Source organism: Allopontixanthobacter confluentis (assembly GCF_009827615.1).
In the GTDB taxonomy this organism is placed as follows: Bacteria; Pseudomonadota; Alphaproteobacteria; order Sphingomonadales; family Sphingomonadaceae; genus Allopontixanthobacter; species Allopontixanthobacter confluentis.
This window is the reverse complement of sequence record NZ_WTYU01000002.1, coordinates 827,418-841,739: the sequence shown is the minus strand read 5'-3', so window position 1 is coordinate 841,739 and position 14,322 is coordinate 827,418. Positions and strand designations below refer to the sequence as shown.

Genomic DNA, 14,322 nt, shown 5'->3' with positions numbered 1-14,322 from the left:
GCCGGCCGCGCTGACGCCCCTCGCTATACGTCGTCCGCGCTGATCATTTCCTCGCGGTCAATCTCGTTGGTCATGGATGCCACGGCCACGGTGATGGCCGCATCGCCCGACACATTGGTGACAGTGCGCATCATATCCATGATCCGGTCAACGCCTGCCACAAGGGCAATGGTTTCCAGCGGCACGCCCACTGCGCCAAACACCAGCGCCATCATGATCAGACCGGCGCCGGGGATACCAGCAGCGCCGATGGCGCCGGCGGTGGCGAGGATGGAGATCATGAAATAATCACCCCAGCTTAAATCCACCCCGAAAATCTGCGCGCCGAACAATGTGGCAAGGCCCAGATACATGGCCGTGCCGTTCATGTTCACTGTCGCGCCCAGGGACACGATGAAGCTCGACACGCTGGATGACACGCCCAGATTGCGCTGGGTGCAGCGCAAGGTGACGGGCAAGGTCGCATTGGAAGAAGCGGTGGAATAGGCGACTGCCATCGCATCCACGATGCCGCGGAAGAAATCCACCACCGGCAATTTCGCCAGCAGCTTGATGATGGCGGAATACATCACGAAAATGATCAGCAGGCAGCCAAGGTAATTGAGGCCCACCAGCTTGGCCAGCGCCAGCAGCGCGTCTGTGCCCTGCGTGCCGGCTACCCACGCCATCAGCGCGAACACGCCAAACGGCGTCAGTTCCATCACCACGGCGGTAACTTTCTGCATCACGATGGAACCGGAATCGAAGATTTTGGCGACGGGTTCGCCTTCCTTGCCGGACATCAGAATGCCGATGCCGACCAGCAGGGCAAATACGATCAGCGGCAGGACATTGACGTCCGCCATAACCTGAACCGGGCTTTGCGGAACGATCGACAGCAGCATATCCCGCCACCCTGTCTGGGCAGGCTCCGGGATTGGCCCACGCTCGATCGCGGAAACATCAAGCCCCACACCCGGGGTCAGCAAGGTGCCCAGCGCAAGGCCCAGCCACACGGCAATCTGGCCGGTGACCAGAAACAGCAAGGCAGCCCTGCCGCCCACAGCGCCCAGTTTGCGCAAATCGCCAATCGCCGCGACACCTGACACCAGCGAGAAGAAAATGAGCGGCACGACCAGCATCTTGATAAAGGCGATGAAAATATCGCCAATGATCTTGATGCTCTGCGCTTCCGGTCCCCACAAAAGGCCTGTCACGATGCCCAGCGCCAGTGCAGCGATGACCCGCTGCCACAGTGGAATTGCGAACCAGAAACGACCCATAATGTGACCCCTTCGCAGACCGGCGCCTGGCGCCTTGCGTATTGTGCATGTTCTTGGCGCGCCTTGTGCCTGCCTATGCAAGGCGCGGCAAGTGGGCGGCGCTATTCGCCGGTAATTTCCAGCGCGGCACGGGCAATGCGGGCATAAATGCGGCTGAGCGCAGCAAGGTCGGCCATGGCGACAGCTTCGTCACGCTTGTGCATGGTGGCATTGACCAGACCGAATTCGATCACCGGGCACAAATCCCGCAGGAACCGCGCATCAGATGTGCCGCCCGTGGTCGATGCTTCGGGCGCAATGCCGGTTTCGGCTTCCACTGCATCGCAAATCATCTGCGAAAAGGCGCCCGGCGGGGTCAGAAACGGTTCGCCCGAAACAATCGGCAGTGCGGTCCCGCCATGCTGCTGCGCAATTTGGGCCACCATTTCCGACAGTGACGCGCCGCTATGCCTATCGTTGAAACGGATGGAAATGCGCGCGGTGGCTTTGGCGGGAATGACATTATGGGCATGGTTGCCCACTTCCATTTCCGTAATTTCAAGATTGGATGGCTGGAACCAGTCAGTGCCTTCATCCAGCACCAGCGCATCAAGTTGCGCCAGCATGGCCACCATTTTGGGGATCGGGTTATCCGCCAGATGCGGATAGGCGACATGCCCCTGCACCCCTTCCACTTCCAGCCAGATATTGACCGATCCGCGCCGGCCAATCTTCATCATGTCGCCCAGCCGGTTTACCGAAGTCGGCTCCCCCACCAGGCACAGATCCGGCACATCGCCGCGTTCCCGGATAAGGTCGATCAGCGCGCGCGTGCCGTAGATGGCAGGGCCTTCCTCATCGCCGGTAATGATGAAACTGATGGTCCCTGCATCCGCCGGAACATCGGCCACGCCTGCGACCATGGCGGCGATGGCCCCTTTCATATCCACCGCGCCGCGCCCGTAGAGCAGATCGCCCCTGCGCTCTGGTTCAAAGGGCGCGCTGGCCCAGCCCTGCCCCGGCGGCACCACATCCAGATGGCCGGCAAAGGCAAGGTGGCGCGATCCGTGCGGGCCGCGGCGGATGGCAAACAGGTTTTCTACCGGCCCATCGGGCGCTTCGCCCTTGATGAAACGGTGCACTTCGAAACCCAGCGGTTCCAGCATGGCTTCCATCACGGCGAAAACCTCGCCGGTTGCAGGAGTGACGCTTTCGGCTGCAATCAGCTTTTCAGCGAGCGAAACGGCAAGGCTGTTGTCGGTCATTTGGCCTGTTACCGGGCTGATGAAGCGGGCGCCAGCGGCCCGGGTGCAAAGGCTTCGTCCAGCATCCGCGCCATGCGCAATCCTGCCTGCACGATGCGTTTTTGCGATACCGGGATGGCGGCTTCGATGTCGGCCTGCGTCAGCGCGGCATTCTCGGGCAAGTCGCCATCGCAGACGTTTTGTTCAAACGCGCCGGGATAGACCACATCGCGCGCCAGCTGCCAGCTTTCCCGGCCCCATTCCGCCGCGTCCCCGCCAGCCAGTTCGGCCCGCTCTGCCGCAGAATAGGCGCGCACCAGCGGCGGCTGTGCGGAAGTGATCGCCCGTTCAGCCAGCGTACTGTCCCAGATGCCATGCAAATTGAGGCCCGGCACATCGCCATAGGATGTCACGCGGTCATTGCCGCCCTTGTCATCCTTGTCACCGGAATGCAGCGGCATATGCACATCGCCAATGAAATGCACCAGGAACGCCATGGCTTCCAGCCGCACATTGGCAGGCAGCGTTTCGTCAGCCAGAATGCGCTGGTTGCGCTCTATCTGGCCCAGCACGCAATTGCCCCCGCTGCAATTGCTGCGCGCATTATACGCCTCGCAAATGGGCGCGGTGCGGTAATGCCATGCCGCGGTATAGCCCCAGCGCCAGTAATCGCGGCGCACGCAGTCAGGCCAGACAGCGGCATCTTCCAGATCGCGGATGCGGCATTCCGGCGTGCCAAGCTGCGCATCATAGGCAATCAGCCGCGCAATGGCTGCGCGGGTGGATGGCTGAACATTGGCCAGCGCAATGTCAGCTGTGGTGCGGTGGCCATAACCGCCCCACGCCATGGCAGGCACCGGCGCCAGCGTGGCCAGCACCATCGCCATGCCGGCAATCAGCCCTGCGGCACAGCTTCGTATTGTTCCAAGACCCATTGTTCATCCTCTGCTGCAGCAATCCATTGCTGCATCCATTCATGTTCCCACACAGCCTGCATATAGGCTTCTGCAAATCCCGGCACGCCAATGCCATAGGTGATAAAACGGCTGACCACCGGCGCAAAGAAAATGTCCGCCGCGCCAAAAGTGCCGAACAGGAACGGGCCGCCCTGCCCGAAGCGCGCCCGCGCTTCTGCCCACAATTGCAGGATGCGCACGATGTCGACCTTGCAATCGTCCGAAATGCGGGCGTTGTCATAGGTGGTGCGCACATTCATCGGGCATTCGCGGCGCAAGGCCTGAAACGAACTGTGCATTTCAGCCACCATGGACCGCGCCATGCCGCGTGCCGCATCATCCTTGGGCCAGAACCGTTCGCGGCCCACCTTGTCGCCCAGATATTCCATGATGGCGAGGCTGTCCCAGACAACGGTTTCCCCGTCCCACAGGATCGGCACCTTGCCCGCTGGCATGATTTCGCCCGACTGGCGCTTGGCCGCTTCCCATTCCTCACCGCCGATGTTGACGATCAGTTCTTCGAACGAAAGGCCGGATTGCTTGATCGCCAGCCAGCCGCGCAAGGACCAGCTCGAATAGTTCTTGTTGCCGACAATCAGCTTCATAAAAACGCCTCGTTACCCACCGAGCCGCCGCGATAGGCGTTCATCCTTTCCCTGTCGACACTGAACGACAGGCCGCAATGAAGCTCTTCCGGTTTCGAATGGCCTGAAATATGGAGGTCACATGACATTACGCCCTTTCCATCTTGCCTTTCCGGTCCATGATCTGGCGCAAGCGCGCCGCTTCTATGGTGAATTTCTCGGCTGCGACGAAGGCCGCAGCGCCGACCAGTGGATCGATTTCAATTTTTATGGGCACCAGATCGTGACTCATCTGGTGCCGGATATGGCCAGCCGCGATGCAGGGGCAAACCCGGTTGATGGCCATGGTGTGCCAGTGCCGCATTTTGGCGTGGTGCTGGAAATGGCCGACTGGCAGGCCCTGGCAGACAGGCTGAAAGCGGCAGGCGTCACTTTCGAGATTGAGCCGACCATCAGGTTCAAGGGCCAGCCCGGCGAACAGGCCACCATGTTTTTCCGTGATCCATCCGGCAATGCGATCGAAATGAAAGCCTTTGCCAGTCTGGCGAGCCTGTTCGCACGCTGAAACGCGCCCCTTCCCCCTTTCCGGCAAGCCTGTATGGTCGGGCCAGACAGACCAAACGAGAGGGCAGCAATGGAATATGATGACGTGGTTCTGGGCCGGCGGAGCATCCGCGGATACAAGCCTGACCCTGTGCCCAGGGCACTGATCGAAGAAGTGCTGCAGATTGCCATGCGTGCGCCATCTTCGATGAATACGCAGCCGTGGAATTTCTACATCATCACAGGGGAACCGCTGGACCGCATCCGGCAGGGCAATACCGAACGGATGGTGGCAGGCGTTCCCCAATCACGTGAATTCCGCACCGGGGAAGCCTTCGCTGGCCACCACCGCGACCGCCAGATCGGGGTGGCGAAACAATTGTTCAGCGCCATGGGTATCGAACGTGATGACAAGGAAATGCGGCAGGACTGGGTGCTGCGCGGTTTCCGCCAGTTCGATGCGCCAGTCTGCGTTATTGTCACCTATGACAAGGAACTGGCGAGCAGCGACGACACCGCCTTTGATTGCGGCGCGGTGGCCACGGCACTGGTCAATGCCGCATGGTCACGCGGGCTGGGCACGGTCATCAACAGCCAGGGCATCATGCAATCACCCGTGGTGCGCGAACACGCCGGAATTGCCGATAATCAGGTGATCATGAAAAGCATCGCGCTGGGCTGGCCGGATGAAACATTCCCCGCCAACGCGGTTGTTTCGGAACGCCGGGACGTGGCAGACGCCGCCGTTTTCGTCGGGTTCTAACGCGCCAGATCGAGGTCTGCGTCTGCGCAGGCGCGCCTGGCACACCGCTGGCAGGCCTCGATTTTCCTTATCCGGCCTGTTTGCGGCCTTCAGTTCCGGCGCTTGTTCCGGTGCTTATTTCCGGCGTCGCTTTTTGCGGGCGGCATAGCGCGCGTCACGGGCGGCTTTCTTTTCTTCTTCGGTCAAGGCAGCAGGCTTGTTGGCTTCCGCTTCTACCTTGGCGGCTTCTGCGGCGGCTTTTTCTGCTTCGGCGGCAGCTTTTTCAGCTTCACGGTCCGCCTTGGCCTGTTCGCGTGCGGCCTGTTTTTCAGCGCGGGCTGCGGCTTCTGCTTCTTCGCGGGCAACGCGCGCAGCTTTACGCTCCGCCAGCTCTGCTTCGGTCAGTTTGGGCCGGGCTTTCAGTTTTTTGAGCGCAGCCTGCTTGGCCTTTTCGGCCATGGCAACGCGTTCCTGAAAGCTGGGTTGAGTAAAGGGAGGCATTAAATCACGTGTCCTTGAGTTTCAGTGTTCATCAGCTGCAAAATCTTGCAGTCAGCGTGTCAGACGCCGGCATCCAGCAAGACGGCTGCACGCAGTTCGGGAATGCCCATTCCTTTTTCCGCACTGGTTACGTGCAGTTCGGGAAAGGCTGCGGGGTGCTTGCGCGCTTCTTCAACGGTCTGGGCGACCACTTTTTCCAGCTCGCTCGCCTTGATCTTGTCGGCCTTGGTCAAAACCACGCGGTAACCCACGGCGGCTTCATCCAGCATGGTCATCATTTCGCGGTCCACATCCTTGATGCCGTGGCGCGAATCCACCAGCACCAGATTGCGGTGCAGCACTTGCCGGCCGCGCAGGTAACTCTTGACCAGTTTCTTCCATTTGTCGACCACGGCCGGCGGGGCCTTGGCAAACCCATAGCCAGGCATATCGACCAGCCTGAACAGCGTCGGGTCACCCACTTCAAAGAAATTGAGTTCCTGCGTGCGCCCCGGCGTGACCGATGCCCGCGCGATGGACCGGCGGCCCGTCAACGCATTCAGCAGGGATGATTTGCCCACGTTGGACCGCCCGCAAAAGGCGATTTCGGGCACGGTCGGTTCCGGCAGGAATTTCAGCTGCGGCGCGGACAGCAGGAAATCCACCCGCCCGGAAAACAGCTTGGCTGCCCGCCGCGCGCGCAGTTCCGCTTCCCTGTCCAGCGCGGCCTGGGTTTCTGGATCGTTCACGGTTTTTTCTTGCCCCCCCGCGTTGCCACAAGCGCGGCATCTTCCTTGTCCTTGTTCGCCTGCGCCCGCAATTGCGGATGCTTGGAATACAGATAGCTCTGCTGCGCCAGTGTCAGGATGTTGGAGGTTACCCAGTACACCAGTAGGCCAGCGGCAAACGGCGCCATCACGAACATCAGGATCCACGGCATGATGTTGAAGATCTGCTGCTGCATAGGGTCCATCGCCGTGGGGTTCAGCTTGAACGTCATCCACATGGTGATGCCCAGCAATACTGCCAGCACGCCAATGCCAAGGAAGGCCGGCGGGGTGAAGGGCAGCAGGCCGAACAGATTGAGGATCATGGCCGGGTCGGGCGCGGACAAATCCTTGATCCACAGGATGAACGGCTGGTGCCGCATTTCGATCGACAGGATCAGCACCTTATACAAAGCGAAGAACACCGGAATCTGCAACAGCAGTGGCAGACAGCCAGCCAGCGGATTGACGCCTTCGGTCTTGTACAGCGCCATGATTTCCTGCTGCTGCTTCTGCTTGTCGTCCTTGTAGCGTTCCTGCAGCGCCTTCATCTTTGGCTGGATGGCCTTCATCGAAGCCATCGACTTGAATTGCTTCTGGGCGATGGGGAACATCGCGCCGCGGATGATGACAGTCAGCAGGATGATGGCGAGGCCGAAATTGCCGACCAGCCCGAACAGACTGCTGAGCAGCCAGAAAATCGGCTTTTCAAACCAGCGGAACCAGCCCCAGTCGATCGCAAAACCGAATTTGGTAATGCCGGCATCCTGATAGCCATCAAGGACATCGCTTTCCTTGGCCCCGGCAAACAGGCGGGTTGAACGGCTGAACACCTTGCCAGCCGGCACGGTGACAGGCTGATAAATGACATCGGCCCGGAAAATATTGTTGCCCAGCGAGCGGAAATCCGCTGCCGGATTGGACCCGTCCTGCGGGATAAGCGCGGACAGCCAGTAAATGTCGGTAAAGCCGATCCAGCCGGTGCGGCCTTCCGGCGTGACTTTGCCGGTTTCGGCCAGATCGTCATAATCGGTGCCGAAATCCACCGAATCGCCAAAAGCACCGATCGGGCCTGACTGCACGTTCCACGTATCGGCGCTGGCCGTGGCGCTGGTGCGATTGACGGTGGCAAAGGGCCGCACGACGACAGGGCCGGCGCCCGTGTTGCTGACCGATTGATCAGCAGTGATCATATATTGCGCGTCAATCGACAGCTTGATGCGGAACAATTGCCCCTGCCCATTGTCCCATGACAGGGTTACAGGCTTCGCTTGCGTCAGCACGGTGCCATCTGCCTGCCACAGCGTGGTCGCATCAGGCACGGCAACGCCTTCACCCACCCAGCCAAACTGCGCAAATTGCTGTGCGGGTGTGCCCTGGGGGGAGAACAGGCGCACAGGGCCGCTGTCCTTGTCCACCGCCTGGCGATGGGTTTTGAGCGTGATATCATCGATGCGCGCGCCAACCAGATTGATGGAACCGGCGATTTCAGGGGCATCGATCCTGACGCGGCTTGGCGAAGCCAGCGACGTTACCAGATCTTTCTTCTCTTCGGCGATGGCAACAGGGTCTGTCAGGCCACCTTCACGCGTGCGCGTTGGCGCTGCGCCGCCATCTGCTCCGGTGCCCACTTGGTCATTCGGGATGGCCGCGCCTTCGACCCGCGCCGCAGGTGCAGGCTCTGGATAGAAGTACCGGGTGCCCGCATCCCACCCCAGAAGAAGCAAGCCGCATAATACGACGGCGAGCAGAAGATTGCGCTGATTATCCAAGGCGGGATCCCGTTAGTCTGAAAGGTTACTGAAAAAACATCTTAAGTCAGGGTCGAATCCGGTCAGGGCACAGGATCGTGCCCGTGCCCGCCGAAGGGTTGGCAGCGCAATATACGCTTAAACGCCAACCATCCACCCTTGATCGCGCCATACTTGGTCAGCGCCTGAATGGCATATTCCGAACAGGACGGGGCAAAGCGGCACGATGGCGGCAAAATACGCGACGGACCCAGTTGCCAGCCCCGCGCGATGAGGATCATTATCTGCTTCACTTGGCCCGTCCTGACGATGGCTGTCCTGCCGAGCCTTGCCCTGACGAGCCTTGCCCTGACGACCTTTGGCCAGCCGAACCTTGCCCTCCCGAACGCTGGCCCGGCTTTGGCTTGCCGCGATGGCGCCCGCTTCTGCTGCGCGGCGGATCACCCTGCCCCAGCGCTGCTTTTTCCAGCGCCCGCGCAAGCTCGCGATGCAGGTCGCCAAAGTCCCGCTCGACCCCGCCTTCGCGGCCGATCAGCACAAGATCATGATCGGCCAGACCGCGTGCGGGCAGGGCATCGCGCAGCAATGCGCGGAACCGCCGCTTCATCCGGTTGCGGACAACCGCATTGCCGATCTTCTTGGTCACCGTGATGCCGTAGCGCGTGCCCTTCCCGTCATTGGGATGGGCCAACAGAACAAAACCGCGCCGTGCCACCCTGAGCCCGCGATTCGCAGCCAGAAAATCGGCCCGGCGGGTCAGTATGATCGGTGTGTCCGGCGGCATGGCCCTATATCCCTAGAGGAAAATGCGTGCGCCGGAAATGCAAACCGGCCCGCGCCCCATGCCAATACCCGCGCCACAGAATAGAGCAGGGTCTTGGTAGGGGGAGCGGGCCGGAAATGCGCGCAAAGGCTGAAAATTCAGCCCCTCAGCAGCGCAAAATCAGGCGCTGAGTTTCTTGCGGCCACGTGCACGACGTGCGCGCAGGATCTTGCGACCGCCAACAGTTGCCTTGCGGGCGAAGAAACCGTGGCGACGTGCGCGCACGAGATTGCTGGGCTGAAAAGTCCGCTTCATGATAACCTCAAGTACAAATAAAAAGGGCCGCCCTCTATCGGGAGGCCGTCAATTGAACGGCGCGCTTAGGGCGTGGCAAAGCCCGAGTCAAGATAAGCAATCACGCGTCCGCTATCGGCATTGGCCTGCCGGGCATCAGTGCGATCTGCTTTTACGCCTTGGGTCCAGCGGCGCATAGCCTGCGCATCCAGCCACAAGGCGGCATCATTGGTAACAGAATTGGTCATATCATAAAAGGCGCGCGCCTGCGCTGCTTCCATGCCCATTTCGGCATAATAATCCAAATATGTCCGGTTTTGCGGCGAATCAGGCGCGAAGTGGTGGGGCTGGCGACCATGATCATCCAGCCACGCATGCACCGCGAATTCCGCCCCGTCGTCAATCTGCCTGCTTGCGCCTGACAGGAACAATTCCACCGCCCCGGAACGAACCGAGCCACCTGCCGGAACATGCGTGGCGATATTGGCTGCGCGAATCATCCGGCCCAGCCGCATATTGGCGCGGTCATCATCTGTGCCGGGGCATTCCACCATCTCGATTGTGGCAAGGCCGGGAAAGGCTCGCAGCATTGCGGCAAACTGACGGGGGGTTGCAGCATCGGTAACCCCGACCATTTGCGCCCGCGCACCATCCAGCACGCGAAACGGACCATACACCGCGATGGCTTGCGGCGCGCTGGCATCAGCCCGTGGGATCAGCCGGTCTGCGCCTTCGTCCACCCGCACCCATTGGCCCGCGGCATCATCCCATTCCTCGACCCATGTCTGGACCGACAGCACTTGCGCCTGCATGGCCACAGGCGCGCCAAACAGCGTGACGATGGCGATGAAAAAGGCGATTGCGCTCCGCATCGGGCCAGTCTGCCCGCCTGCCGGTTTCCGCTTTCCTATCCTGAATGGTTGCTATTTGGTTGACGCTGCAATTTCAGCCACTTGGCGCTCGACTTCATGGCCATTTGCCGACACAAGCAGCCAAATTCAGCGGAATGCAAAGGGGGTATAGTGGTCGCACTGGTCCGGACGGTGGCCTATCTTGGGCTGGAAGCGCGCGCCGTGGAAGTGCAATGCCAGATCGCGCCCGGTCTGCCGCGCTTCAACATTGTTGGCCTGGCGGACAAGGCCGTCGGGGAAAGCCGCGAACGCGTGCAATCCGCCCTTGCGGCCATGGGCCTGTCGTTGCCGCCAAAACGCATCACCATCAATCTTTCGCCAGCGGACCTGCCCAAGGAAGGGTCGCATTACGATTTGCCCATTGCGCTGGCGCTGTTAGCGGCGATGGGCGTGACCGATGCCGAACAACTGGCCGATTGGGTCGCAGTGGGCGAACTGGCGCTGGACGGGCGCATCGTGGCATCACCCGGCGTGCTGCTGGCGGCCATTCATGCCAGCGAAGCGGAAGTCGGCCTTATCTGCCCTGCCACACAGGGCGCAGAAGCGCGCTGGGCGGCAGGCATTGCGATTTGCGCCGCGCCCGATCTGGTCAGCCTGCTCAACCATCTCAAGGGCAGCCAGACCCTGCCGCCGCCGCAACAGGGCGAAGTCGAGCAAAGCCCGCCCGGCCCTGACCTCAAGCAAGTAAAAGGGCAGGAAACGGCCAAACGCGCGCTGGAAATTGCGGCTGCTGGCGGTCATAATCTGCTGATGTCCGGCCCGCCGGGCGCTGGCAAAAGCCTGCTGGCCAGTTGCCTGTCCGGAATATTGCCCGATCTGACACCGGCAGAAGCGCTGGAAGTGTCCATGGTGCAATCTGTTGCGGGCCTGCTGGAAGGCGGGCGCATCAGCCGCGCACGGCCATTTCGCGCCCCCCATCATTCCGCCAGCATGGCCGCGCTTACCGGCGGCGGGCACAAGGTGAAGCCGGGCGAAGTCAGCCTGGCGCATCTGGGAGTTCTGTTTCTGGACGAATTGCCCGAATTCCAGCGGGCCGTCCTCGATTCGCTGCGGCAACCGCTGGAAACCGGCAAGGTGGATGTGGCGCGCGCCAATGCGCATGTTACCTTTCCGGCCCGTGTCCAGCTGATCGCGGCGATGAACCCGTGCCGTTGCGGCCATCTGGGCGATCCGGCGCTAGCCTGCAGCCGCGCCCCGCGCTGCGCGGCGGATTACCAGAGCAAGGTTTCAGGCCCGATGCTCGACCGGATTGATCTGCATGTGGAAGTCGATGCCGTCAGCGCGGCGGATCTTGCGTTGCCGCCCGCAGCAGAAGGCACCGCAGAAGTGGCCGCACGGGTGGCCGCGGCGCGTGCGATCCAGAGAAGCCGCGCGACTGAGACAGGCGCGCGCACCAATGCCGAACTGGCGGGCGAACATCTGGACCGGCACGCAACGCCTGACCAAGCGGGCCGCGCATTGTTGTTGCAGGCAGCAGAAGCCATGCGCCTGTCCGCACGCGGATACACCCGCATGCTGCGCGTGGCGCGCACCATCGCGGATCTGGCAGGCGCGGAGCAGATCGGGCGGATTCACATTGCCGAAGCGCTGTCCTACCGCAGGCAAGCGCCGCGAGCATGATGGCCCGCCGAGGTGCGAGGACCGGAAGGGGTTACGGTTAAATTCAAAGTCTCGCGCTGCGCCCCAAATCTGGCGGGCGAAGATGCAATGGCGGAGGTCAGCCGTTAGCGACCCGGGTCGGCGGCGCATCAGGATCATCAGCGAGTGTGCGGGCGAAACTTCCCGGCGCGCAAGCATCGCGGGATTCTTCCGCGACTGTGCCATCCGGCCTGATGCCAATCCTTTCACGCGCCTGTAGATTGAGATCCATATAGGTCAGAATCCGGCCATCATGGGCAAGAATGGACACAGGGCCAATCGGCAACCGGTCGCGTTCGTCCACCAGCACCGGGTTTTCGGTGATTTCCGAGCCATATTTCTGACCCCACTGGCGCAGCGCCAGCATTGCCGGCAGTAGATCCATGCCCTTTTCCGTCAGCCGATATTCAATCCGGCGCCGGTCATCCGGGCACGGGTCACGGCTGAGAATGCCATGATCGACCAGCTTGGCCAGCCTGCTGGACAGGATGTTCCGGGCGATTCCCAACTCGTTCAGAAATTCTTCGAAATGATGCAACCCGTTGAACGACGCACGCAGGATCATGAATGACCACCGTTCACCCATGGTTTCCAGCGCTTCAGGCAGCCCGCAGACTGTCAGCTCTTTAAGCGGCTCGCGTAATTCACCCATCAGAATCTCTCTCCGCCGTAGCGTCTAGCGCGTATTGGGCCTGTCACAAAAGCTAAAGTAAGTTTTCAGTTGCAACTTAAAATCTATTGGACTAGGTAGTGATTCGCAACTGGTTGTCAATTGAAACTGATTATGGCGGCCAGCGATGACCAGCGTTTCACGATCAAGGACCCGCATCATGACTATCCCCCAACACCGCATCCGCAATTTCAGTGCCATCGGCATGGCGCTGGCATGGACCAGCCTGACATTCGGCGCTGCGATCACCCCCACCCCGGCAGAAGCGCGCAGCAATGGCCCGTTTTATACTGTGGAACTGGCGGCCCCTGCAGCAGAAGCCCGCACCATTATCAGCGGCCAGGCATGGCAGTGCGATGGCGCTGTGTGCTTGGCTGGCAAGGGCACGTCGCGCCCACTCAACATCTGCAAGCGTGTCGTGCGCGAAATGGGCGCAGTCACCAGATTTTCGGCTGACGGCAAAGACCTCAGCGCAGAAGACATCGCCAGCTGCAACGGCAACTGACCCCTGTTCAAAATCCCCCCCGTCCTCTCCAGATAGGGTGGCACTTTCAGGCTTCCGGGCATCAACCCCGGGAGCCTGTTTTTTAGGCGATCAGCCCCCGCGCACGCAAATCCGTTTCCAGCACCGCGGCATTTTCGAAATGATGCACCTGCCAGCCTTCCCGCCGGGCAGCGGTGATATTTGCCAGATTATCGTCGATGAACAGCATCTGCGCGGGCGCATGGCCAAATCTGGCTTGTGCCAGTTGGAAAATGGCCGGATCAGGCTTAGCCAGCTTTTCTTTCCCCGACACCACAATATCCTGAAAATGGTCCAGCACCGGCTCCGTGGGGCGGAACATCTCCCAGAATTCGGCGCCGAAATTGGTGATGGCAAATAAGGGCTGGCCGGCTTCTGCCAGACCATCAATCAAGGCCGCCGTCCCTGCAACCGGCCCCGGAATGGTTTCCAGAAAACGCTCCGCATAGGCATCAATCAGAACGGCATAGTCAGGAAACTGCGCTTTACGTTCTGGCACCATGTCAGCCAGCGGCCTTCCGGCATCATGCTGGAAATGCCATTCTTCGGTCACGACGTTGGCGACAAACCAGTCAAGTTCCTGCTGGTCGGGAATGAGTTTTGCAAACAGGCAGCGCAGATCCCACTGCACAATCACCCGCCCCACATCAAACACCACGGCCTGCACGGCATCGGCAGGCAATTCGTCGTCATCCACATCGTTGTGAAGCAGAGCGGCGCTGCCCGCTTGCGGGGATGGTGTTGCAGATGTCATGCGCGCAGGTCCATGGTTGCCGGATCGCCAAGCTGGAAGCGCCTCCGGCCCGTTCCCCTTGATGACTGCCCTAACGGGTCATCATCATGGGGAACGGGCCGGCAAGGAGCGTTCGATATCAATAGGGCCAAATCATCGGGGCCAAATAACCGGGACCAGTTCAGCAGCCCCTTCAACAGCCCCGGCCCACTTCCACGAGCATGACCAGATCAAGCCCGAATCACTGCATGAAGCAGCCGTGGAAACCTTGGGGATTAGCCCTGGCGCGCCTTGAAACGACGGTTGGTCTTGTTGATGACATAGGTCCGGCCGCGGCGGCGAATAACGCGGCAATCGCGGTGGCGGTTTTTCAGCGACTTGAGGCTGTTGCGGATCTTCATGGTCGGTTTTTCCAAAAAAAGTGGCACCGGAGATGGCCCCCGATGCCTGAAATTCAAGCGGCGCAATTACGGGCAGGCACC

General features: G+C 60.9%; 17 protein-coding genes and 1 pseudogene. 4 read left to right on the top strand and 14 right to left on the bottom strand.

Translation table 11 applies throughout. The features are described from left to right. Positions 1-23: 23 nt before the first annotated feature. From GRI44_RS12330 to GRI44_RS12315, 4 genes are all read right to left on the bottom strand, one after another. Positions 24-1,262: a dicarboxylate/amino acid:cation symporter gene (locus GRI44_RS12330; RefSeq protein ID WP_160602045.1), complete on the bottom strand. Its 1,239-nt coding sequence runs from the start codon at positions 1,260-1,262 to the stop codon at positions 24-26. Positions 1,263-1,363: 101 nt separating this feature from the next. After that, complete coding sequence (gene dapE, locus GRI44_RS12325; RefSeq protein ID WP_160602044.1) at positions 1,364-2,506, bottom strand: succinyl-diaminopimelate desuccinylase; 1,143 nt, start codon at positions 2,504-2,506, stop codon at positions 1,364-1,366. A gap of 8 nt (positions 2,507-2,514) precedes the next feature. Then, entirely contained in the window at positions 2,515-3,420 is a 906-nt protein-coding gene (locus GRI44_RS12320; RefSeq protein ID WP_160602043.1) for a S1/P1 nuclease, read from the bottom strand. Next, positions 3,381-4,046, bottom strand: a complete 666-nt coding sequence (locus tag GRI44_RS12315; RefSeq protein ID WP_160602042.1) for a glutathione S-transferase family protein — start codon at positions 4,044-4,046, stop codon at positions 3,381-3,383. The genes GRI44_RS12320 and GRI44_RS12315 overlap by 40 nt, the downstream gene beginning before the upstream one ends. 121 nt (positions 4,047-4,167) lie before the next feature. Between GRI44_RS12315 and GRI44_RS12310 the strand changes: the two genes are divergently transcribed. Both GRI44_RS12310 and GRI44_RS12305 read left to right on the top strand, forming a co-directional pair. Beyond that, on the top strand, positions 4,168-4,590 hold the full coding sequence (locus GRI44_RS12310; protein ID WP_160602041.1) for a VOC family protein: 423 nt from the start codon (positions 4,168-4,170) through the stop codon (positions 4,588-4,590). A gap of 69 nt (positions 4,591-4,659) precedes the next feature. Continuing rightward, positions 4,660-5,331, top strand: coding sequence for a nitroreductase (locus tag GRI44_RS12305; protein WP_160602040.1), 672 nt, complete (start codon positions 4,660-4,662; stop codon positions 5,329-5,331). Between the two features lie 114 nt (positions 5,332-5,445). On the opposite strand, the gene GRI44_RS12300 is transcribed toward GRI44_RS12305, so the two are convergent. The 7 genes and pseudogenes from GRI44_RS12300 to GRI44_RS12270 form a co-directional block, all read right to left on the bottom strand. Continuing rightward, positions 5,446-5,811, bottom strand: coding sequence for a DUF6481 family protein (locus tag GRI44_RS12300; protein WP_160602039.1), 366 nt, complete (start codon positions 5,809-5,811; stop codon positions 5,446-5,448). 59 nt (positions 5,812-5,870) lie between these two features. Then, positions 5,871-6,539 (bottom strand): ribosome biogenesis GTP-binding protein YihA/YsxC, encoded by a 669-nt coding sequence (yihA, locus tag GRI44_RS12295; RefSeq protein WP_332872415.1) that lies wholly within the window; start codon positions 6,537-6,539, stop codon positions 5,871-5,873. Further along, positions 6,536-8,329 carry a membrane protein insertase YidC gene (gene yidC, locus GRI44_RS12290; RefSeq protein WP_160602038.1) on the bottom strand — a complete coding sequence of 598 codons (1,794 nt, stop codon included), beginning with the start codon at positions 8,327-8,329 and terminating at the stop codon, positions 6,536-6,538. Before yidC ends, yihA begins: the two co-directional genes overlap by 4 nt. A 62-nt stretch (positions 8,330-8,391) precedes the next feature. Then, positions 8,392-8,589 carry a membrane protein insertion efficiency factor YidD gene (gene yidD / locus GRI44_RS12285; RefSeq protein ID WP_202386338.1) on the bottom strand — a complete coding sequence of 66 codons (198 nt, stop codon included), beginning with the start codon at positions 8,587-8,589 and terminating at the stop codon, positions 8,392-8,394. 128 nt (positions 8,590-8,717) lie between these two features. After that, positions 8,718-9,092, bottom strand: a pseudogene (gene rnpA, locus GRI44_RS12280) (ribonuclease P protein component); the annotation flags it as partial. A gap of 159 nt (positions 9,093-9,251) precedes the next feature. Continuing rightward, the gene (rpmH, locus tag GRI44_RS12275; RefSeq protein WP_160597292.1) at positions 9,252-9,386 is read right to left on the bottom strand and encodes a 50S ribosomal protein L34; all 135 of its coding nucleotides are present in this window, start codon (positions 9,384-9,386) and stop codon (positions 9,252-9,254) included. 65 nt (positions 9,387-9,451) lie between these two features. Then, the gene (locus GRI44_RS12270) at positions 9,452-10,237 is read right to left on the bottom strand and encodes an alpha/beta hydrolase (RefSeq protein ID WP_202386337.1); all 786 of its coding nucleotides are present in this window, start codon (positions 10,235-10,237) and stop codon (positions 9,452-9,454) included. A 150-nt stretch (positions 10,238-10,387) separates the two neighbouring features. Between GRI44_RS12270 and GRI44_RS12265 the strand changes: the two genes are divergently transcribed. Next, on the top strand, positions 10,388-11,896 hold the full coding sequence (locus tag GRI44_RS12265) for a YifB family Mg chelatase-like AAA ATPase (protein ID WP_160602035.1): 1,509 nt from the start codon (positions 10,388-10,390) through the stop codon (positions 11,894-11,896). A 97-nt stretch (positions 11,897-11,993) separates the two neighbouring features. Here the strand turns inward: GRI44_RS12265 and GRI44_RS12260 are convergent, their stop codons facing one another. Next, positions 11,994-12,566, bottom strand: a complete 573-nt coding sequence (locus tag GRI44_RS12260; RefSeq protein WP_160602034.1) for a winged helix-turn-helix transcriptional regulator — start codon at positions 12,564-12,566, stop codon at positions 11,994-11,996. A 178-nt stretch (positions 12,567-12,744) separates the two neighbouring features. Between GRI44_RS12260 and GRI44_RS12255 the strand changes: the two genes are divergently transcribed. Further along, positions 12,745-13,089, top strand: a complete 345-nt coding sequence (locus GRI44_RS12255; protein WP_160602033.1) for a CC_3452 family protein — start codon at positions 12,745-12,747, stop codon at positions 13,087-13,089. 82 nt (positions 13,090-13,171) lie between these two features. Here the strand turns inward: GRI44_RS12255 and GRI44_RS12250 are convergent, their stop codons facing one another. Together GRI44_RS12250 and ykgO are read right to left on the bottom strand one after the other, a co-directional pair. Beyond that, the gene (locus GRI44_RS12250; protein ID WP_160602032.1) at positions 13,172-13,861 is read right to left on the bottom strand and encodes an HAD-IA family hydrolase; all 690 of its coding nucleotides are present in this window, start codon (positions 13,859-13,861) and stop codon (positions 13,172-13,174) included. A 254-nt stretch (positions 13,862-14,115) separates the two neighbouring features. Further along, on the bottom strand, positions 14,116-14,241 hold the full coding sequence (gene ykgO / locus GRI44_RS12245; RefSeq protein WP_007165381.1) for a type B 50S ribosomal protein L36: 126 nt from the start codon (positions 14,239-14,241) through the stop codon (positions 14,116-14,118). Between the last annotated feature and the right edge of the window lie 81 nt (positions 14,242-14,322).

Excerpts from the sequence above, each read along its gene's own strand:
- GRI44_RS12330 (WP_160602045.1), bottom strand. The coding sequence starts at position 1,262 with ATGGGTCGTTTCTGGTTCGCAATTCCACTGTGGCAGCGGGTCATCGCT.
- dapE (WP_160602044.1), bottom strand. The coding sequence starts at position 2,506 with ATGACCGACAACAGCCTTGCCGTTTCGCTCGCTGAAAAGCTGATTGCA.
- GRI44_RS12320 (WP_160602043.1), bottom strand. The coding sequence starts at position 3,420 with ATGGGTCTTGGAACAATACGAAGCTGTGCCGCAGGGCTGATTGCCGGC.
- GRI44_RS12315 (WP_160602042.1), bottom strand. The coding sequence starts at position 4,046 with ATGAAGCTGATTGTCGGCAACAAGAACTATTCGAGCTGGTCCTTGCGC.
- GRI44_RS12310 (WP_160602041.1), top strand. The coding sequence starts at position 4,168 with ATGACATTACGCCCTTTCCATCTTGCCTTTCCGGTCCATGATCTGGCG.
- GRI44_RS12305 (WP_160602040.1), top strand. The coding sequence starts at position 4,660 with ATGGAATATGATGACGTGGTTCTGGGCCGGCGGAGCATCCGCGGATAC.
- GRI44_RS12300 (WP_160602039.1), bottom strand. The coding sequence starts at position 5,811 with ATGCCTCCCTTTACTCAACCCAGCTTTCAGGAACGCGTTGCCATGGCC.
- yidD (WP_202386338.1), bottom strand. The coding sequence starts at position 8,589 with ATGATCCTCATCGCGCGGGGCTGGCAACTGGGTCCGTCGCGTATTTTG.
- rpmH (WP_160597292.1), bottom strand. The coding sequence starts at position 9,386 with ATGAAGCGGACTTTTCAGCCCAGCAATCTCGTGCGCGCACGTCGCCAC.
- GRI44_RS12270 (WP_202386337.1), bottom strand. The coding sequence starts at position 10,237 with ATGCGGAGCGCAATCGCCTTTTTCATCGCCATCGTCACGCTGTTTGGC.
- GRI44_RS12260 (WP_160602034.1), bottom strand. The coding sequence starts at position 12,566 with ATGGGTGAATTACGCGAGCCGCTTAAAGAGCTGACAGTCTGCGGGCTG.
- GRI44_RS12255 (WP_160602033.1), top strand. The coding sequence starts at position 12,745 with ATGACTATCCCCCAACACCGCATCCGCAATTTCAGTGCCATCGGCATG.
- GRI44_RS12250 (WP_160602032.1), bottom strand. The coding sequence starts at position 13,861 with ATGACATCTGCAACACCATCCCCGCAAGCGGGCAGCGCCGCTCTGCTT.
- ykgO (WP_007165381.1), bottom strand. The coding sequence starts at position 14,241 with ATGAAGATCCGCAACAGCCTCAAGTCGCTGAAAAACCGCCACCGCGAT.